Genomic DNA, 19,984 nt, shown 5'->3' with positions numbered 1-19,984 from the left:
CAGGAGTATTAAAGAATTCGGCACTAATAAAAAAGGCTTCTTTTGCAGAAGCCTTTTTTAAACCCGTCAATCAAGCAGGAATTCTTTCAGATCAGAATAGCTGTGAACTTGCTGATATTTTTTCTCACGATGCATCAGCTGCATGATCTGAGGGGGGATCTCAATGATGATCCCCAGTTCTTTTTCCACAATATCTTTAAACTTTACAGGATGTGCTGTTTCCAGAAAAACACCTCCTTGTTTATTTTGTGATTTCAACCAACGGGTAAGTCCGAGGTACCCTACGGCTCCATGAGGGTCGAGTACGTAACCGTGAGCCTCGTAGACCGATTTCATGGTGGCTTTGGTGGCTGCATCTGAAAAGCTGTAAGACGAGAATATCTGTTCCAGAGATTCCTTGTTCTCTGTAAGGTTCAGAATGCGTATAAAGTTGCTTGGGTTACCCACATCCATGGCGTTCGAGATGGTTTGAGTCGAAGGCTTAGGAGCATAGTCTCCGGTTTCCATAAAACGTGGTACGGTGTCATTGACATTGGTCGCTGCGACGAAATGTTCTGCCGGCAATCCCATCTTCCAGGCGACCATGCCGGCACAGATGTTTCCGAAATTTCCACTGGGAACAGCTATGTGCAGAGGGATATCGTGTTTTTTTGCCTCTTGCCATGCGTAAAAGTAATAGATCATTTGCGGCAACCATCGGGCTACATTGATCGAGTTCGCAGAAGTAAGATTGAGGTGGTTCAAATCTGAATCTACAAAAGCCTTTTTGACCATGTCCTGACAATCATCGAAAACACCATCTACCTCGAGGGCTGTGATATTATGCCCAAGGGTGGTTAATTGACGTTGCTGAATATCGCTGACTTTGCCTTTAGGGTAGAGTATAATGACCTCAACCCCTTCCACATTGAGAAACCCGTTTGCGACTGCACCTCCGGTATCTCCTGAGGTGGCAACAAGCACACGAGTTTTTTCCTCAGGTTTCTTACGGTTGAAATATCCCAGACACCTGGCCATAAATCGGGCCCCTACATCTTTGAAGGCCATGGTAGGCCCGTGAAAGAGTTCGAGCGAGTAAATGTTTTCAGAGACCCTGACCAGGGGGAAATCAAAGTCGACCGTCTCTGAAACTATTTTCTGTAATTCCTCCTGTGGGATGTCTTCTTCCACATATGGGGCCATCAGATGCAAAGCGATTTCTGTTTTGGTCATCGATTCCATCTCTCTCAGCACGCTGTCTGGAAGACGGGGCACAGACAGGGGGTAATAAAGGCCCTTGTCAGGAGCAAGGCTTTGTTTTACAGCTGTTTGAAAACTAACTGTAGGCTTGTCGCTGTTGTTCTTTTGATTCAGGCTGAAATATCGCATAGTGTAATTGAATTCTTGATTAGATAATATGGGTTCCTTTGGCCGAAATGGCTGATACGTGAATTTCAAAAGCCACATCGAGCTTACGGTAAAACACATTCATTAGTTCAGCGACCGCCTGCGCAGTTTTCTTTCCCCGGGACAGGGCAAAAACCGAAGGTCCTGATCCCGATATCCCGCTGCCCAGGGCACCGCCTTCGGAGGCGATCTGTTTCAATTCAGAAAATCCGGGAATAAGCGGACCTCTGAGCGGTTCGATGATCACGTCCTGAAGAGAAGCTGCAATGCGATCGTAGTCATTTTCATAAAGTCCGCTGACCAGTCCCGCCAGGTTACCCCATTGCCGAATAGCATGTGAGAGGGGAACGGTCTTTTTCAGTACTGCCCTGGAATCGGCTGTTTTCAATTCGATCTGCGGGTGAATTACCGTTACATAAAGATCATCAGGTACCGGGAGTGTGATAACATCGAGCGGATCGTAGCTTCTTACAAGGCTGAAGCCCCCCAGTAAAGCAGGTGCCACATTGTCGGCATGTGGCACACCGCTGGCCAGTTCTTCACCTTTCATGGCAAAGGGTATTAATTCGCTGGTGCTGAAGGGAGACCCCAACAGGGAATTGATGCCAAATACCGCTCCTGCAGCACTGGCGGCACTGCTGCCAATACCGCTTCCGGGTTTTATACGCTTTTCGATCTCGATCTCAAATCCCTGTTCAGATCCTGTGCATTCCAATAAGGCCATTGCTGCAATACCTGCTACATTCCGATCCGGCTGTAACGGCAGGTCTTGTCCGCTTATCCGCTTTATCCGGATTCCCGGCTCAGAGCTTTTGCTTATGGTCATAATATCTCCCACCTGTTCCAGACAAAGTCCCAGAACATCAAAACCGCAGGACACATTGGCAATAGTTGCCGGACAAAATATGTTGATTTTCTCCATGATCTAATAGTTTCCTATTCTGATAATGTCGGCAAACAATCCTGAGGCAGTGACATCGGCTCCTGCACCGGCACCCTTAATAAGCAGGGGTTGTTCTTTGTATCTTTCTGTATACAGCAATACGATATTGTCTTTCCCTTCCAGGTTGTAAAAGGGGTGGTCTGAAGGTACCTGCTGAAGGCCTGCTTCTGCCTGCCCGTCTTTCAGTGTGGCGACATATTTCAACCGGCATCTGGCCTGCGTAGCTTCCTCCAGCAGTTGGTCGAAATGCTCTTTATGCTCCTGAAGACATTTAAAAAAAGAAGAATTATCTGTGGTTTTCATGCATGCCCCGGGCAGGAAATCCTTACTTCTGATATCTTCCAACTCCATTGAATAACCACTTTCCCGGGCCAGGATCAGGATCTTTCGCATAACATCAATGCCACTCAGATCAATTTTAGGATCGGGTTCTGTGTATCCTTCTTCCATGGCAATCTCAACGATCTCATGGAAGGGTTTTTTTCCATTAAAATTATTGAACACAAAGTTCAGACTTCCGGAAAGAACCGCCTGTATTTCATTGATACGGTCACCGGAAGCCACCAGGTTCTTTATGGTGTCGATTATAGGCAATCCTGCACCCACGTTTGTTTCGAACAGGAAAGGCGCATTATACCTTTTTGAGAGGTCTTTTAATCTCTTGTAGCGGTCAAAAGAAGAGGATGCAGCTATTTTGTTGCAGGTTACCACTGCAATACTGTTCTTCAGATAGGTTTCGTAAGTGGCTGCCACTTTATCGGTGGCTGTATTATCGACAAAAATGCTGTTTCTGAGATTCATACTCAGCACTTTCTCATGGAAAGCCTCCAGGCTCATAGGAACTCCCTGCTCTAATTTTTCAGTCCAGTTTTCCAGTGAAATTCCTGATTCGCTGAAAAACATCTTTTTGGAATTGGCGATGCCTGTTATTCGAACATTGAGTTTCATTTCTTTTTTCAGGAAACTCTTTTGATTTCTTATCTGCTCCAGGAATCTGCGTCCGACATTACCAACTCCAATAACAAAGAGGTTCAGTTGCTTTACCTGTTCTTCAAAAAACTCTTCGTGCAGGGTGTTCAGAGCCTTTTTAACGTCATTTCTCATTATTACCGCAGAGATATTACGTTCAGAAGCCCCCTGTGCGATGGCTCTTATATTTACATTATTTCTTCCCATACTGCTGAACATACGTCCGCTAAGACCCTGGTGACTCTTCATCTTATCACCTACCAGTGCCAGGATAGCCATATCGCTCTCTACGGTAGCAGGGTTTATTTTTCCAAGAGCGATCTCATAGGCAAATGAGTCATCAAGGCTGTTCTTCGCCTTTTGGGCGTCAGGGCTCGCCACGGCGATACAGATGGAATGTTCAGATGAGGCCTGGGTGATCATAACCACGCTTATACCGGCTCCTGACAGTACCTCAAAGAATCTTTTTGAAATCCCCGGTATGCCGACCATGCCGCTTCCTTCAAGAGATATCAGGGAGATGTTCTCGATGTGGCTGATTCCCCTGACCGGTCTCTCATTACCATTGGCCTGTTGTTTAATAAGGGTACCCTCACTTTCCGGATCGAAGGTATTGCAGATTCTGATAGGGATATTTCTTTTTAATACAGGCTGAATGGTGGGAGGGTAAAGTACTTTAGCTCCGAAGTGAGAGAGTTCCATGGCTTCCTGATAAGAAATAAGCGGGATCGCTCTGGCTTGTTTGACCAGTTTAGGGTTTGCGGTATACATCCCGCTCACGTCTGTCCAGATTTCCAGTTGGGTGGCATTGACGGCCCCGGCCACTATAGCTGCTGTGTAATCAGATCCGCCTCTTCCCAGGGTGGTAGTATGACCTTCGGAAGAAGAAGCTACGAAGCCGGGTATAACCACAACATCATAACCGACAGTTCTGAAATAATTCTCACAAAGTATATTCGTCTTTTCAAAATTTACCCGCGCATTTTCGTGTCTGTCATCGGTGATGATAAGGTCCCGGCTGTCTTTTCGAATGCAGTCAACCCCCGATTCCTTAAAATATTCGGCGATGATGAATGATGACAGAAGTTCCCCATAGCTAACGATCTTGTCGGTTAATTTCGGTGTAAGCTCTCCGATCAGAAAGGCGCCTTCCAGCAGGGTTTCCAGGACATTGAATTCCTTTTTGACAAAGCCGGTTACCGGGCTTTGATTTTTTGCTGGAAACAGCTCCCTGATCACAGAAAAGTGGCGTTCTTCCAGTGCAGACAGTACTGTTCTGAACGATTCGTCCTGAAGTGCAGCCAGGTGAGAGGCTTCGATTAATTGATCGGTTACTCCGCCAAGAGCAGAGACAACCACCACTCTTTTTTCAGAATAGGAAGGAGATGAAATGATCTCCTTGACTTTTTTTATGTTTTCATGGTTGGCGACCGAGGTTCCGCCAAACTTTAGTACCTTCATTGGTAATGTATTGGTGAGGTTAATGAGATAAATAGCATTTTGATACGTTCAATAAACGTATATAGCGGCAGGTGATATATCAATGAAAACCCCTTACGGGGTAATGGTGGTAATGATAATGGTGAAAACAGCAGTTATGACCATAAATATGGCAACTTCCCCCTTCAGGGAAGCGGTATTGACCGGTCTTTTTATCATGCTGCTGTTCATTGTAGAATAACGTTAGGTCAAATGTAAAGGAATTAATGACTTCATCAAACTTAAAGAAGAAAAATAGGGATTTGATAATTTTATGCTTAAAATATTGATGAATGAAGATATTTAGCAGAGAACAAATACGTGAAGCTGATAGATTGACAATCGAAAGGCAGGATATTTCTTCCACCGAATTGATGGAAAGGGCCGGTCGACGAATATTTGAATGGCTCAAAATCCATACGGACCTTGGTGAAAGACCAGTTCATATTATCACGGGAACGGGTAATAACGGGGGAGACGGCCTTGTGGTCGGGCGTTATATGCTGGAGATGGGGCTGGAGCCTCATGTGTGGATCGTTGCATATAGCGATAAAAGATCTGAAGATTTTAAGATCAATCTTGAAAGGTTTAAATCTTCAGGAGGAGGGGTCACTGAGCTCACTCCCGATAAAGCGATACCTGACTGGCCCTCCGGATCTCTTTTTATCGATGCTGTTTTCGGAACCGGATTAAACCGTCCGCCGGCAGATTGGATAGCAAAGCTTTTTAAAAGGATCAATGATACTCAGGGTGTCAAGGTTGCTATCGATATTCCTTCAGGACTATATATGGATCGCGTTCCGGAATCGGGAGAGTTCATCTTTCATGCTGATCATACCTTGAGTTTCCAGGTAGCAAAACTGGTATTTCTTCTTCCCCAAACCGGCGATTTTGCTGGTAAATGGACCGTACTCGATATTGGTCTTGACCGGGATTTTATTGAGAATCAGCCAGTCGTTTATCGGCTTACCGGGCATAATGAAGTTTCCGGAATGATTAAAGAGCGTGATCATTTTAGTCATAAGGGGGATTACGGTCATGTTTTACTGGTGGGTGGTAGTTTGGGAAAAATGGGCGCGGTGGTCATGAGCGGGAAGGCGGCTTTGAGAGCCGGTAGCGGACTGGTGAGTCTTTTTGTGCCTTCTGCGGGTAACTCCATAGTTCAAACCGCCCTTCCGGAAGCCATGGCAATTTTCGATGATCACGCTGAAAAGATCACGAACATCGATTTCAATATGCATCCCACTATAATCGGAATGGGACCGGGGATGGGGACAGATAAAGCTACGCTAGGTGCTTTCAGGAATTTTCTTGAAAATCATTCAAAGCCTATGGTGCTTGATGCTGATGCGTTGAATCTTCTTGCTGAAAACAATTCGATGATAAATCTGCTGCCAAAAGGCTCAGTACTTACGCCACATCCGGGGGAATTGAAGCGCTTGATAGGAGAGTGGAAAGATGATTTTGATAAACTGGCTAAGGTCAAAACCTATTGTCTTACCCATTCGTTGATCTTAGTCGTCAAAGGAGCCTATACCCTGATCACCGACGGACAACGCTCCCGTTTTAACATCATAGGAAATGCCGGGATGGCGACCGGGGGAAGCGGAGATGTTTTAACAGGGGTCATTTGCGCCCTGATCTCGCAGGGGCTTCCTGCTTTCGATGCGGCAACTGCAGGCGTATACCTCCATGGTCTTGCCGGTGACCTGGCAAAGGAAAAACACGGAGAACAAGCGATGATTGCAACAGATATTATCGCATGCCTGGGCGCGGCATATAAAAAATTAAAGTCTCCCTTGTAATTGACTGAGCAGTTCACAGCAACAAGGGTTCTGATATGTTTTTAATATTCAGCTACCGTGTGCATTCTATACATAATTAGTAATTTTGCCATCATTTTTGGTGAGCCCTCACCTGATAACGACCTAAAAAAACAACCAATATGGGTGATAATAAGGAACTGACTTATGAGATCTCCTCAGAAGAGATCGACCTGGAACAGATCAGAGGTATACTGGAAGACAATAAGAAGCTTCGGTTATCTCATAATGCAAGGGAAAAGATCATCGCCTGTCGTAATTATCTGGACCGTAAGATCGAAGAGGTTCCACGCCCCATCTATGGTATCAATACCGGATTTGGTTCGCTTTGTAATATCAAGATCGCCGGCGAACATTTAAGTGCTTTGCAGGAGAACTTAGTTATGTCTCATGCAAGTGGAACCGGTGATCTGGTGCCTGCTCCGATTGTCAAACTGATGTTGCTGCTAAAGATACAGTCCTTGAGTTATGGTTACAGTGGCGTGCAACTTTCAACGGTCGAAAGGCTTATCGAATTATATAACCATAATGTTTTACCGGTGGTATATACCCAGGGCTCCTTGGGTGCTTCCGGGGATCTTGCGCCTCTGGCTCATCTCGCTCTGCCTTTGTTAGGCAGGGGAGAGGTCTATTTTGAAGGCGAAAGGAAAAAAACTACGGAAGCATATCAAAAGCTGGGATGGAAACCGGTATCGTTAAGATCGAAAGAAGGACTTGCCCTTCTTAATGGAACCCAGTTCATGAGCGCCTATGGAGTCTGGTGTATGTTGGAGGCTTACAGAATCTCTTACCAGGCAGATCTTATAGGAGCAATCTCACTTGAAGCATTTAACGGGTTGTCGGAGCCGTTCCATGAATTGATTCACAAGGTAAGACCGCACAGGGGACAAATTTTGACTGCAAAGCGAATTTTATCCTTCCTGGAAGGCAGCGAACTGAATCAGCAGCCTAAGAATCATGTTCAGGACCCTTACTCTTTTCGGTGTATGCCGCAGGTTCACGGTGCAAGCAAGGGGGTTCTGGCTCATGTCAGATCGGTTTTCAGAACCGAGATAAACGGTGTTACCGATAATCCGAATGTATTCGTGGAAGAAGATGAAGTGCTTTCCGGAGGAAATTTCCATGGTCAGCCACTAGCCCTGGCACTCGATTACCTGGCTATGGCTCTGAGTGAATGGTCCAGTATTTCAGAACGTCGTACCTATCAGTTGATAAGTGGTCAGCGCGGTTTGCCTGCCTTTCTAATAAATGACCCCGGATTACACTCGGGATTGATGATCCCGCAGTATACTGCCGCAGGTATCGTTAGCCAGAATAAACAGCTGGCATCTCCTGCGAGTGTAGACAGTATTGTCTCTTCTAACGGGCAGGAAGATCATGTGAGTATGGGTGCCAATGCTGCAACGAAACTTTACAAGGTAGTGGAGAATACAAAGACCGTACTGGCTATCGAGTTGTTTAATGCTGCCCAGGCCCTTCATTTCAGAAGGCCTCTGAGAACCTCAGATAGACTTGAAAATATTTATGAGAAATACGTGAAAGTAGTGCCTTTTGTTGATCATGACCGTATTTTCCATGATGACATCATGCGTAGCAGGCAGTTTTTAGAAGAAATGCCTGTCGACAGTGCTATGCTGAATGATTGACGGCCTTTTTTCCGGCTGTTTTTTCTTTAGCCCATTCCAAGGCTTCATCAAGGGTGTCGTAATACGTGATTTTTTTGTTGATAAACATCTTTTCGATCGAACGGATCATGCCTCTAGCAGGAGAAGAGCTCACTACAGAAAAGCCTACAAGGTTGTCTAATTTATTGATGGTAGACTTATAAAGGATCGGGTTGAAAGAATAAGAGTATAAACGGTTGGAAATATAGCAGTAAGGTTCTCCCTGATAAAATTCGTTAAGCACCTGACAAATAGTGAAAGCCTGTTGTTCTTCAATGATAGAGCCTTCATAAATTTCTGCTATAACTGCATAAGGTCGCAGGATAAGCTTTCCAAAACCAAGTTCAACAATTTGTTCCATAGTGCCTAGTAGGTGTTTCGGGGGCAAATATGAACGTTAATTAATTGTAAACTAAAAAGTTTCGGTAGAAGGATAATTTTAATCGATTATGCTGTTGGCCCAGGTCACTGCATGGTTAAGATCACGAAAGATCTTCATTCTTTTCTTACAAAAATATTTCTCCACCTTATAGCTGTGATGATCTCTTTCCCTGTGAGAAACGATAGCAATTCCCTTCAGGTTTTCAAGATGTTCCAGGTAGCCATATAGTGTGGGGTCCAGTGAATATGAGTTCGTTCTGAAGGAAATATAGCTGAACTTCTTAAATTCAAAATGCATTTCAGCCAGGGCAATCAGCTGATGAAAATTCTCCAAATTGATATCTACCCCCTCATCCAGTATGCCAATGACATGACGGGGGTAGATATGAAACGTGCCTATTTCAAGGCGATGCGTTTTGATCAATTCGGTCTGGGGGACTTTCATTGTCATGAAATAAACATACGGTTAAAAAACAGTAATAACAAGCTGTGACCTTCTAATTTGCTGGTTCAGCGGGTTCTGGAGTCCAGTTAAGCTTCTTTTCCACAGCTTTAATCATAAGCTCTGCGATGTCTTTTTCGGTAGCGGTTTCAATACCTTCAAGACCCGGAGAGGAGTTTACTTCGAGTAAAAGCGGCCCCTTTGAAGATCGAATTATATCTACACCGGCAACCTGCAGCCCCATGGCTTTACTTGCCTTGATCGCAATGCGCTTTTCTTCTGCCGTAAGGCGAACCAAAGATCCGCTGCCTCCAAGGTGTATATTGGCTCTGAATTCTCCCGGAGGAGCTTCCCGCTGCATGGCAGCTACTACTTTCCCGTCGATCACAAAGACCCTCAGATCTTTTCCATTGGCCTCTTTGATAAATTCCTGTACCAGTATGTTGGCATTAAGGCTTTTAAATGCATTGATTACACTCTCTGCTGCTTTTTTCGTTTCAGCCAGAACGACTCCTTTGCCCTGAGTACCTTCAAGCAACTTAATGATAAGGGGTGAACCGCCCACCATTTTGATCAGATCCCCCGTGTCGAGGGGAGAATTGGCGAATCCCGTTGTGGGAATATTGATCCCGTTGCTGAGCAATAACTGGAGGGAATAAAGTTTATCTCTGGATTGAGAGATAGAAGTAGAAGTGTTCAGACAAAAGATGTTCATCGATTCGAAAAGCTTCAGCAAAGAGCAGCCATAGTAGGTCATGCTGGGCCTGATACGAGGTATAACCGCATCGAGGTCATTCAGAATCTTTCCCCCTCTGTAATGGATCTCGGGAGAATCTGCATCGAGCTTCATGTAGCACTGACGAATATTGAAAAATTCCATCTCGTGACCGAGTATTTCTCCGGCTTCGATGATCCTTCGGTTGCTGTACAGGTCCGGATTACTGGCGAGTACCCCGATCTTCAATCCGTTCTTATGTGATATATTTTCTTTATACTTCTTATTCAGTTCTTCCTCATCGAGATCTCCCTGCATAAAACTGTTTTCCGGATCGACCAGCATTCTGCCTTTCATGGCTTCCCTTCCGAATAGCATGCGGTAACCCATCGAATCACGGTTGGTGAGAGATACCTCTATATCCCAGCTTTCACCTCCGATAGAGACATTAGTACGAATGATATAGCGATTTTCCCGGTTACCCGTAGAGCTTTTAATTACCCTTCTGTCGATCACATAAGCCTCACAAGACATCTTCTTTTTTCCATTGTTCTGTATGGGGTACACGTCAAAGGAGACCCATGTTTCATTGTTTCTCTGAAAAGGGATGATGTTTACGGCATGCAATGCCGAAGTTTTTGCTCCACTGTCGACCCTTACTTTGATCGCAGGTATTTTTAACTGAGGTAAAGCTACCCACTCTTCGCTTCCTATGATGATCTTATCTGACATATTCTTATTTTCTCGTGCTAAGTTACTAAGTTTTTTTTCCGTTAGCATATAAAAACAAAGCGCAACCCAGGGGTCGCGCTTAATTTTCTATTTACTTTAAAAAATCATTATGATTCTTCTTCTGACTTTTCTGCTTTTTTGATGTCGATCGAAAGTTCTTCGCCGTCTTTCGGCAGGTCCATCACGATGTTATCACCTTCAGACAGTTTCGAAGTGATGATCTCTTCAGCGAGGGCATCTTCGATATACTTCTGAATCGCCCTTTTGAGCGGTCGGGCACCGTATTGCTTATCAAAGCCTTTCTCTGCGATATAATCCTTCGCCTTGTCGGTAAGTTTCAGGTGGTATCCCAGATCTTCGATTCGGTTGTAGAGTTTCTCCAGTTCGATATCGATAATCTTGTGAATATGCTCCCTTTCGAGTACGTTGAACACAACCACATCGTCTACCCGGTTCAGGAATTCAGGTGCGAATGCCTTTTTCAGGGCACTTTCGATCACGCTTTTGGCATGTTCGTCTGCCTGAGCTTTCTTGGCGGTGGTACCAAAACCAACTCCCTGCCCGAAATCTTTCAGTTTTCTGGCTCCGATATTCGAAGTCATGATGATAATAGTGTTTCTGAAGTCGATCTTCCTTCCCAGTGAGTCGGTCAGATAGCCGTCATCAAGCACCTGCAGCAACATGTTGAATACATCGGGGTGGGCCTTTTCAACCTCATCAAGCAGAATTACCGAATAGGGCTTTCTGCGAACCTTTTCGGTTAACTGTCCGCCTTCTTCATAACCTACGTAACCCGGAGGCGCACCTATCAGTCTGGACACTGCGAATTTCTCCATGTACTCGCTCATGTCTATCCGGATAAGGGCATCTTCAGAGTCGAAAAGTTTCTTAGCCAAAACCTTCGCAAGCTGGGTTTTACCCACACCTGTCTGTCCCAGGAAGATGAATGACCCGATTGGTTTATCAGGGTCTTTCAGTCCGGCACGGTTACGCTGAATGGCTTTCACAACTTTGGCAACAGCTTCGTCCTGTCCGATTACCTTTCCTTTTATCAGTTGAGGTAATTCAGCTAGTTTCGAGCTTTCTGCCTTCGCGATTCGGGTAACGGGAACACCACTCATCATAGAAACGACATCGGCAACATTTTCGTCGTTTACCGTTTCTTTATGCATTTTAGATTCCTCTTCCCAACGCTCCTGAGCTGTGAGCAGTTCTTTTTCAAGCCGCTTCTCATCATCCCGAAGTTTGGCTGCCTCTTCGTATTTTTGTTTTTTAACTACCGTGTTCTTCAGCTCCTTCACTTCTTCAAGCTTTTTCTCCAGCTCGAGTATCTGCTTTGGAACGTCCATATTGGTAATATGAACCCGTGAACCGGCTTCATCAAGGGCATCGATCGCCTTGTCTGGCAGGAAACGATCGGTAAGATACCTGTTAGTAAGTTTCACACAGGCTTCAATCGCTTCAGGGGTGTAAGATACATTGTGGTGATCTTCGTATTTCCCTTTGATATTGTTGAGTATCTCTATCGTTTCTTCCACGGTGGTGGGTTCAACGATCACTTTCTGAAACCTTCTTTCCAGGGCGCCGTCTTTTTCAATATACTGACGGTACTCATCAAGCGTTGTGGCTCCGATACATTGAATTTCTCCGCGGGCCAGGGCGGGTTTGAACATGTTGGAGGCATCCAGGCTTCCGGTGGCTCCTCCTGCTCCCACGATGGTGTGAATCTCATCGATGAAAAGTATGATGTCATCATTCTTTTCAAGTTCGTTCATCACAGCTTTCATTCGCTCTTCGAACTGACCGCGGTATTTGGTTCCTGCTACCAGTGAAGCCAGGTCAAGGGTGACCACGCGTTTGTTATATAAAATTCTGGAAACCTTCTTTTTAACGATTCTCAGAGCCAGTCCTTCAGCTATCGCACTTTTACCCACACCCGGCTCTCCGATGAGAAGCGGGTTGTTCTTTTTACGCCTGCTGAGAATTTGGGAAACCCTTTCGATCTCTTTTTCACGACCGACAACGGGATCCAGTTTGTCTTCCTCTGCCAGTTGTGTGAGGTCGCGCCCAAAATTGTCCAACACCGGGGTTTTGGATTTTTTATTGCTCTTGGTGCTTCCTGATGAACTGCTGAAGGGATTATCTTTCGGATCGTCAGAATCTGCCGATTCGTCAGAAAATGATTCCGCTGTGGGGGAATCTATATAATCGTCTTCACTTGTGATCATCAGTTTGAACTGTTCCTTGACGTTATCGTAGTCTACCTTCAGCTTATTGAGAAGCTTGGTGGTAGGGTCATTTTCATTTCTCAGTATACATAGCAATAAGTGAGCGGTATTGATAGAGTTGCTCTGAAAGAGTTTTGCTTCAAGGAAGGTAGTCTTCAGGGCACGTTCTGCCTGCCGGGTCAGGTGAAGATTTCTCTTGTCATTGCCGGTAATACCCATAGAAGGGTTGGCGGGGCTCAGAATCTCGACCTTTCTTCTCAGGTGGTCCAGATCAATGCTTAACGCGGTTAATATATCTATTGCTTTTCCGTTTCCGTCTCGTAAAAGTCCAAGCATAAGATGTTCCGTCCCAATAAAGTCATGGCCTAATCTCAGGGCCTCTTCTTTACTGTAGGCGATCACATCTTTTACTCTTGGTGAAAAATTGTCATCCATACACTATATCCTTTCTTTCAACTTAAAAATAGTAAATCAATTACTAAGGGACAAAAACTATACCCTATTTAAGGTAGTTTTAGCTAATAGACAAAAAAAAGTGCCAAAATCAAAGAATTCGACAACCGATTTATCAACTAAAAAAGCGGGTGTTTTTGTTAATAAAATCATTAAAAAACTATTAACCATTACCTTTGCAGGGTGCATAAAATGCGTATATTGGCACGATTGTAAACATACCATTAATTTAAAATATTAACTATGGCAGAAGGAGAGAAACTGATCCCTATTAATATTGAAGATGAGATGAAATCGGCGTACATCGATTACTCGATGTCGGTCATCGTGTCACGTGCCTTACCGGATGTAAGAGACGGGCTTAAGCCGGTTCACAGGAGGGTTCTTTTCGGAATGCACGAATTAGGTGTGCGCTCGAATACCGCCTATAAGAAGTCTGCAAGAATAGTAGGAGAGGTTTTGGGTAAGTATCACCCACACGGTGATACCTCTGTTTATGATACGATGGTTCGTATGGCCCAGGAATGGAGCATGCGTTATATGCTGGTCGACGGCCAGGGTAACTTCGGTTCCATCGATGGTGACAGTCCGGCAGCAATGCGTTATACTGAAGCCCGTATGCGGAAGATATCAGAAGACATGCTTGCTGATATCGACAAAGAAACGGTAGATCACCAGCTGAACTTCGACGATACGCTCGAAGAACCGAAAGTATTACCAACCAGAATTCCCAATCTCCTTGTCAACGGAGCCTCTGGTATAGCCGTTGGGATGGCCACCAATATGCCTCCTCACAACCTGTCTGAAGTGGTGCAGGGTACCGTGGCCTATATAGACAACAACGATATCACGATTGACGAGCTGATCGAATACGTCAAAGCACCTGATTTCCCGACAGGGGGAACCATTTATGGTTACGACGGGGTGCGTGAGGCGTTTAAGACCGGTAAGGGGCGTGTGGTCATGAGGGCCAAAGCTCATACCGAAGAGATCAATGGGCGTGAGTGCATCGTTGTGACCGAGATACCTTATCAGGTTAACAAGGCAGATATGATCAAGAAGACTGCTGACCTGGTGAACGATAAAAAGATCGAGGGAATTTCGAATATCCGCGATGAGTCAGACCGGAAAGGAATGCGCGTGGTGTATATCCTGAAACGCGATGCCATCCCGAACATTGTTCTGAATACTCTTTATAAGTATACTGCGCTTCAATCGTCATTCAGCGTAAATAATATCGCACTTGTTAACGGTCGTCCGCAACTGCTTAATCTCAAAGATATGATCCATCATTTCGTGGAACATCGTCATGAAGTGGTGGTGCGTCGTACCGAATATGAACTGAGAAAAGCAGAAGAAAGAGCACACATCCTGGAAGGGCTGATCATTGCATCTGATAATATCGACGAAGTGATCGCACTGATCAGAGGCTCGAACAATGCAGAGGAGGCCAGGGAGAAGCTTATTGAGCGTTTTGAGCTGAGCGAAACTCAGGCTAAGGCCATCGTTGAGATGCGTCTTCGTCAGCTTACCGGACTGGAGCAGGATAAACTGCGTTCGGAGTATGAAGACATCAAGAAGTTCATCGACGACTGTAAAGACATTCTTGCCCGTAAGGAAAGGAGAATGGAGATCATCAAGGAAGAATTGCTTGAGGTCGAACAGAAATACGGTGATGAGCGTCGTTCCAACATCGAGTATGCCGGAGGAGATCTGAGCATCGAAGATATGATTCCTGACGAGCAGGTGGTAATCACCATCTCGCATGCAGGGTATATCAAACGTACGCCTTTGACCGAGTATAAAACTCAGAACAGGGGTGGGGTCGGACAAAAAGGTTCTTCCACCAGGAATGAGGATTTCCTCGAGCACCTATTTATAGGTACCAACCACCAGTATATGCTTTTCTTTACCCAAAAGGGTAAATGTTTCTGGATGCGTGTCTACGAGATACCGGAAGGAAGCAAGACCAGTAAGGGAAGAGCTATTCAGAACCTTATCAATATCGAACAGGATGATAAGGTGAAAGCCTTTATCTGTACAAAAGACCTGAAAGACGAGGAATATATAAACAGTCATTATGTCATAATGGCAACCAAGAAAGGAGTCGTGAAAAAAACTTCTCTCGAGCAATATTCCCGTCCGCGTCAAAATGGTATCAATGCCATTACCATCAGAGAAGGTGATGAACTGCTTGAAGCCAAGCTTACTACGGGTAACAGCCAGATCATTCTGGGTGTTAAATCGGGTAAGGCAATACGCTTCGAAGAGAGCAAGACGCGACCTATGGGAAGAAATGCCTCAGGGGTTCGTGGCATAACTCTTGATGAGAAAGATGATGAAGTTATCGGAATGATCTCCCTTCATGATATGGAAGAAGATATTCTGGTAGTTTCTGAAAACGGCTACGGAAAACGAAGCTCTCTTGATGATTACCGTATCACCAACAGAGGGGGTAAAGGGGTGAAAACCATTTCAGTTACAGAAAAAACTGGTAACTTAGTAGCTATTAAAAATGTTTCAGATAATGATGACCTGATGATCATCACCAAAAGCGGGGTCGCTATCCGCTTATCGGTTGAAGATCTGAGAGTTATGGGAAGAGCAACACAGGGAGTGAAGCTCATCAATCTGAAGAATGACTCGATCGCGGCAGTGGCCAAAGTGATCAAAAATGAGGATGATATCAAAGATGTTAATGATATCGAACTAAACGAAGATGGAACTGTCGAAGAGTCAGGAGAAACAGAGAACAACGAAAACAGTTAATACTAATAGTTAAATATTTAATTTTTACTTAGAAATGAAAAAGCGAGTTTTATTAGCTTCTGCCGTACTACTATCAACCTTTGCAATGGCACAACGTTCTGAGCTTCGCGATGCGGAGCGGGCTCTTGACGATGGTAACGTGCAGGAAGCAATGAGTACACTGGAAAGCTTGTCATCATCTATTGAAAGTGCTGATGAGAAATATATAGCTGAATATTATTTCCTTCGTGGAAAGGCTTTCGCCGATATGGCTAAAAAAGGAATGGAGCCGACCACCAATTATGAAAAATCGATCGAGACCTTCGAAAAGCTGATCGCTTTCGAAGAAGGGTACAAGGATAAATATACTGAAGATGCCCGTGAGATCATGGCCGGAATGTCTGCTGATATCGTTAACTCTGCGGTTGAAGACAATAAAAATCAGGATTTTGATGCAGCGGCGAAAAAGCTTTACATGGCTTACAAGCTCGATGACAACCCTGATTACCTTTATTTTGCAGCATCCAGTGCTGTAAACGCCGGAGATTATGATACAGCTCTCGGATACTACCAGGAGTTAAAAGATATGGGGTATACCGGAGAAACCACTCAATATCTGGCTACCAATAAAGAGACCGGAGAAGTTGAGAACCTTGGCTCTGAGCAGCAGCAAACCATTATGGTGAAGGCCGGAACTCATACCGATCCTAAGACAGAGACTACAGAGTCACGTATGCCGGAGATCGTAAAGAACATCGCTTTGATCTACACCCAGAAAGGAGAAAAAGAGAAGGCTATTCAGGCTATTCAGGAAGCACGTGAGGCGAATCCTGATGACGTGAATCTGCTGCTTACCGAAGCGAATCTTTATATCGAAATGGGTGATAAGGAGAAATTCCGTCAGCTGATGGAAGAAGCGGTACAAAAAGATCCTAACAATCCTGTGTTATACTATAACCTGGGGGTTGTTATGGCTGAGCAAGGTGACAAAGAGAAGGCCATGGAGTATTACAAGAAATCTCTCGAGCTGGATCCTAAGTCTGAGAATACCTATCTGAACATGGCTTCTGTGATCCTTTCTGAAGAGAATGAGATCGTAGAAGAAATGAACAGCCTTGGAAACACAGCTGCTGATAACAAGCGTTATGATGAGCTGAAGCAAAAGCGTGAGGATATCTACCGTGAGGCAGCACCATACCTGGAAGATCTTCTGGAGGTGAATCCGAATAACGTGGATGCAGCCCGTACGCTTATGAATATTTATGCGAATATCGGAGAGTCTGAGAAGTTCAAGGAAATGAAAGAGAAACTGGCTTCTATGGAGCAGTAATTTCCTGAGAAATACTATAAAAGAAAGGCTTCCTGAAAAGGAGGCCTTTTTTTTGGTTAAGGGTTTACGAAGTTATGAAGTTATGATGTTATGAAGGGATGATGTTGTAGCTAGTGGGGGTTAAAATACGTTCAATGAAGTGGTTTTTACTGATAGCCATTTACCGGTAGTTTTATCGACTGAATTGCTTTGTAGGGATAGAGAATAGAGAATAGAGAATAGAGAATGGAGAGTGGTGAATGGAGTGGTATCCAGAAATCAGTATCACTGTTTAGCCGCATACCTGTCTGCCGGCAGGCAGGACCGCATAACCGTATAACTGCATAACCGTATAACCGCATAACTGTATCACAGTATTACCGAGTCAGCGATTAGAGAATAGAGAGTGGAGAATAGAGAATGGAGAATGGAGTGGTTTCCAGAAATCAGCATCACTGTTTAACCGCATACCTGTCTGCCGGCAGGCAGGACCGCATAACTGTATAACGGCATAACGGCATAACTGCATAACCGTATCACAATATTACCGAGTCAGCGATTAGAGAATAGCGATTAGAGAATAGAGAACAGAAGGATATTGCCATTAAAAACGTTCATACCGGTCACCGATAGCCGTTAGCCGTTAGCTCCAGGCTATCTCCATTAAATAACCCTCTTGATCACCCTGAGTTTATGGGTATGGGTACGGGTGTCGGTATTAAAGATGCCCGTGTGATCGATCCGATCTATTCGAACCTTTCCGTAAGAGTGAATGATGTGGTGGTCATGCATGATGAGTCCCACGTGTACGATCTGTCCTTCGTCATCATCGAAAAAGGCGAGGTCACCCGGGTCGCTTTCCTCAATAAAGCTTAAGGCTTCTCCCTGTTGAGACTGTTCAGCAGCTGTTCGCTTTAAAGAATGACCGTTGAGCTTGTAGACCATTTGAGTGAAACCGGAGCTATCGATACCGAAAGGGGTTTTTCCTCCCCAGAGGAAAGGAGAGTTGAGGTACATCAGGGCACTTTCAATGATTTTCTCCTTTTTATGTTTTCCCTTTCTGATGCTTCCGTCATAGAAGCCCTGCAGAAAATCTGCGGCGCTTATCTGGCTTCCCAGAGGAACGGGCAGAAGATTGTTGTTCTGGTCATAGATCACCTCTACAAGGTCACCCGATAATGCTATCGGGTTCCCCTGCAGTTGTGAATATTGTGCTTCTTCGATGAGAAGATATTGATTATTGGCTATCCAACCCTCGAATTTATCGAAAGCCACTCTTATACGGCTCCAGTATTTACGACACTCCAGTACTTTGAAATGCTCACCATAGAGCAACTGAGAGGTCATTTCACTGTGTTCGTTCGGTTCCATTCGAACCGGTACTATGCTGAGGTTACATATACCGTATTGCATTCAGAGGGCTGATTAAGGACTTTTTTTAGTTTCTTTTGATAACCATGGCAGATGCGCCACCACCACCATTACAGATGGCAGCTGCTCCATAAGTGGCATTCTGCTGTTCTAAAACGCTCATCAGGGTAATCAGGATACGAACTCCTGAACAACCAAGGGGGTGGCCTAAAGATACAGCGCCTCCGTTTATGTTCACCTTATCATCAGACAATCCTAATAATTTCATGTTTGCAAGACCAACCACTGCAAAAGCTTCGTTGAATTCGAAGAAATCGATATCATCGATACTTAGACCGGCTTTGTTCAGCGCCTTTGGAAGGGCTTTGGCAGGTGCGGTGGTAAACCATTTAGGTTCCTGGGCAGCATCGGCATATCCTTCGATGGTGGCAAGGGGCTTCAAGCCTAGCTCCTTGGCCTTTTCCTCGCTCATAAGTACGACAGCTCCCGCACCATCATTAATGGTTGATGCATTCGCGGCGGTAACGGTTCCGTCTTTTGAGAAAGCGGGTCTAAGACCGGCTACCTTTTCAAGCTTGACGTTTTTAAATTCTTCGTCTTCTTTCACCACAACCGGTTCTCCCCGACGTTGAGGTACCTTTACAGGAACTACTTCTTTATCGAATTTTCCTTCGCTCCAAGCCTTGGCTGAACGTTTGTATGACTGAATGGCGAAAGCGTCCTGATCTTCACGGGAAAACTCATGCTCAACGGCACAGGCGTCAGCACAAACTCCCATGGCATTCTTATCATAGGCATCCACCAGGCCGTCTTTTTGAAGTCCGTCTTCAAGGGTGGCAGGTCCGAACTTCTTTCCGTTTCGCATATGCACATAATGCGGTATCTGACTCATGTTCTCCATCCCTCCGGCTACGATGATCTCAGCATCGCCCAAAGCGATGGCCTGAGCACCCTGCATGACGGCTTTCATTCCGCTTGCGCAGACCTTATTGACGGTGGTGCAAGGAACAGAATCAGGGATTCCGGCACCCAGGGCGGCCTGTCTGGCAGGAGCCTGGCCTTCACCGGCCTGAACCACGTTCCCCATCAGCACTTCGTTAACTTTTGACGGATCGAGATTTATTTTTTCGAGCGCGCCCTTGATGGCAACAGACCCCAATTCGGGAGCCGGAACCGAAGATAAGGCACCTAAAAAGCTTCCTATCGGAGTACGCGCTGCAGATACAATTACAACCTTATTCATAATATTGAGTTTTGAAGTGCGAATTTAGGTATTTTAAAGTGATATTCATAAGCAGGAAATAAAAGGCCCGCCGGTTGACTTTTTATTTTTTTTTACAT

Annotated in this window: 13 protein-coding genes; 4 read left to right on the top strand and 9 right to left on the bottom strand. The window is 45.0% G+C overall.

The genetic code is table 11. The features are described 5' to 3' along the window. Nucleotides 1–66: 66 nt before the first annotated feature. Genes thrC through thrA form a run of 3 tightly spaced genes read right to left on the bottom strand, consistent with a single transcriptional unit; the run spans nucleotide 67 to nucleotide 4,759 of the window. Nucleotides 67–1,368: a threonine synthase gene (gene thrC, locus K7R10_RS02915; RefSeq protein ID WP_224483187.1), complete on the bottom strand. Its 1,302-nt coding sequence runs from the start codon at nucleotides 1,366–1,368 to the stop codon at nucleotides 67–69. A gap of 19 nt (nucleotides 1,369–1,387) precedes the next feature. Next, a complete protein-coding gene (locus K7R10_RS02910) occupies nucleotides 1,388–2,308 on the bottom strand; it encodes a homoserine kinase (protein ID WP_224483186.1) in 921 nt (306 codons plus the stop codon). Nucleotides 2,309–2,311: 3 nt separating this feature from the next. Beyond that, nucleotides 2,312–4,759, bottom strand: a complete 2,448-nt coding sequence (thrA, locus tag K7R10_RS02905; RefSeq protein ID WP_224483185.1) for a bifunctional aspartate kinase/homoserine dehydrogenase I — start codon at nucleotides 4,757–4,759, stop codon at nucleotides 2,312–2,314. 311 nt (nucleotides 4,760–5,070) lie between these two features. Between thrA and K7R10_RS02900 the strand changes: the two genes are divergently transcribed. Both K7R10_RS02900 and hutH read left to right on the top strand, forming a co-directional pair. After that, nucleotides 5,071–6,582: an NAD(P)H-hydrate dehydratase gene (locus tag K7R10_RS02900; RefSeq protein WP_224483184.1), complete on the top strand. Its 1,512-nt coding sequence runs from the start codon at nucleotides 5,071–5,073 to the stop codon at nucleotides 6,580–6,582. A gap of 140 nt (nucleotides 6,583–6,722) precedes the next feature. Further along, nucleotides 6,723–8,246 carry a histidine ammonia-lyase gene (gene hutH / locus K7R10_RS02895; protein WP_224483183.1) on the top strand — a complete coding sequence of 508 codons (1,524 nt, stop codon included), beginning with the start codon at nucleotides 6,723–6,725 and terminating at the stop codon, nucleotides 8,244–8,246. Here hutH and K7R10_RS02890 read toward each other — a convergent pair. The 4 genes from K7R10_RS02890 to K7R10_RS02875 form a co-directional block, all read right to left on the bottom strand. Continuing rightward, complete coding sequence (locus tag K7R10_RS02890) at nucleotides 8,230–8,625, bottom strand: hypothetical protein (RefSeq protein ID WP_224483182.1); 396 nt, start codon at nucleotides 8,623–8,625, stop codon at nucleotides 8,230–8,232. The two genes, hutH and K7R10_RS02890, sit on opposite strands and share 17 nt — an antisense overlap. A gap of 78 nt (nucleotides 8,626–8,703) precedes the next feature. Next, nucleotides 8,704–9,090: an STAS/SEC14 domain-containing protein gene (locus K7R10_RS02885; protein WP_224483181.1), complete on the bottom strand. Its 387-nt coding sequence runs from the start codon at nucleotides 9,088–9,090 to the stop codon at nucleotides 8,704–8,706. 52 nt (nucleotides 9,091–9,142) lie between these two features. Continuing rightward, nucleotides 9,143–10,534 carry a 30S ribosomal protein S6--L-glutamate ligase gene (rimK, locus tag K7R10_RS02880; RefSeq protein ID WP_224483180.1) on the bottom strand — a complete coding sequence of 464 codons (1,392 nt, stop codon included), beginning with the start codon at nucleotides 10,532–10,534 and terminating at the stop codon, nucleotides 9,143–9,145. A gap of 107 nt (nucleotides 10,535–10,641) precedes the next feature. Then, entirely contained in the window at nucleotides 10,642–13,197 is a 2,556-nt protein-coding gene (locus tag K7R10_RS02875; protein ID WP_224483179.1) for an ATP-dependent Clp protease ATP-binding subunit, read from the bottom strand. A 261-nt stretch (nucleotides 13,198–13,458) separates the two neighbouring features. Between K7R10_RS02875 and gyrA the strand changes: the two genes are divergently transcribed. Together gyrA and K7R10_RS02865 are read left to right on the top strand one after the other, a co-directional pair. Next, entirely contained in the window at nucleotides 13,459–15,984 is a 2,526-nt protein-coding gene (gene gyrA / locus K7R10_RS02870; protein WP_224483178.1) for a DNA gyrase subunit A, read from the top strand. Between the two features lie 34 nt (nucleotides 15,985–16,018). Then, nucleotides 16,019–17,293, top strand: coding sequence for a tetratricopeptide repeat protein (locus K7R10_RS02865; protein WP_224483177.1), 1,275 nt, complete (start codon nucleotides 16,019–16,021; stop codon nucleotides 17,291–17,293). Nucleotides 17,294–17,935: 642 nt separating this feature from the next. Here K7R10_RS02865 and K7R10_RS02860 read toward each other — a convergent pair. Continuing rightward, a complete protein-coding gene (locus K7R10_RS02860) occupies nucleotides 17,936–18,685 on the bottom strand; it encodes a C40 family peptidase (protein WP_224483176.1) in 750 nt (249 codons plus the stop codon). Between the two features lie 25 nt (nucleotides 18,686–18,710). After that, complete coding sequence (locus tag K7R10_RS02855; protein WP_224483175.1) at nucleotides 18,711–19,886, bottom strand: acetyl-CoA C-acyltransferase; 1,176 nt, start codon at nucleotides 19,884–19,886, stop codon at nucleotides 18,711–18,713. Between the last annotated feature and the right edge of the window lie 98 nt (nucleotides 19,887–19,984).

It is taken from the genome of Robertkochia aurantiaca (assembly GCF_020166495.1).
Classification (GTDB): Bacteria; Bacteroidota; Bacteroidia; order Flavobacteriales; family Flavobacteriaceae; genus Robertkochia; species Robertkochia aurantiaca.
Note: the sequence above shows the minus strand (reverse complement) of the source record. Positions and strands in the feature narration are given on the sequence as shown.

Coding starts and splice junctions, on each gene's coding strand:
- thrC (WP_224483187.1), bottom strand. CDS start 1,368: ATGCGATATTTCAGCCTGAATCAAAAGAACAACAGCGACAAGCCTACA.
- K7R10_RS02910 (WP_224483186.1), bottom strand. CDS start 2,308: ATGGAGAAAATCAACATATTTTGTCCGGCAACTATTGCCAATGTGTCC.
- thrA (WP_224483185.1), bottom strand. CDS start 4,759: ATGAAGGTACTAAAGTTTGGCGGAACCTCGGTCGCCAACCATGAAAAC.
- K7R10_RS02900 (WP_224483184.1), top strand. CDS start 5,071: ATGAAGATATTTAGCAGAGAACAAATACGTGAAGCTGATAGATTGACA.
- hutH (WP_224483183.1), top strand. CDS start 6,723: ATGGGTGATAATAAGGAACTGACTTATGAGATCTCCTCAGAAGAGATC.
- K7R10_RS02890 (WP_224483182.1), bottom strand. CDS start 8,625: ATGGAACAAATTGTTGAACTTGGTTTTGGAAAGCTTATCCTGCGACCT.
- K7R10_RS02885 (WP_224483181.1), bottom strand. CDS start 9,090: ATGAAAGTCCCCCAGACCGAATTGATCAAAACGCATCGCCTTGAAATA.
- rimK (WP_224483180.1), bottom strand. CDS start 10,534: ATGTCAGATAAGATCATCATAGGAAGCGAAGAGTGGGTAGCTTTACCT.
- K7R10_RS02875 (WP_224483179.1), bottom strand. CDS start 13,197: ATGGATGACAATTTTTCACCAAGAGTAAAAGATGTGATCGCCTACAGT.
- gyrA (WP_224483178.1), top strand. CDS start 13,459: ATGGCAGAAGGAGAGAAACTGATCCCTATTAATATTGAAGATGAGATG.
- K7R10_RS02865 (WP_224483177.1), top strand. CDS start 16,019: ATGAAAAAGCGAGTTTTATTAGCTTCTGCCGTACTACTATCAACCTTT.
- K7R10_RS02860 (WP_224483176.1), bottom strand. CDS start 18,685: ATGCAATACGGTATATGTAACCTCAGCATAGTACCGGTTCGAATGGAA.
- K7R10_RS02855 (WP_224483175.1), bottom strand. CDS start 19,886: ATGAATAAGGTTGTAATTGTATCTGCAGCGCGTACTCCGATAGGAAGC.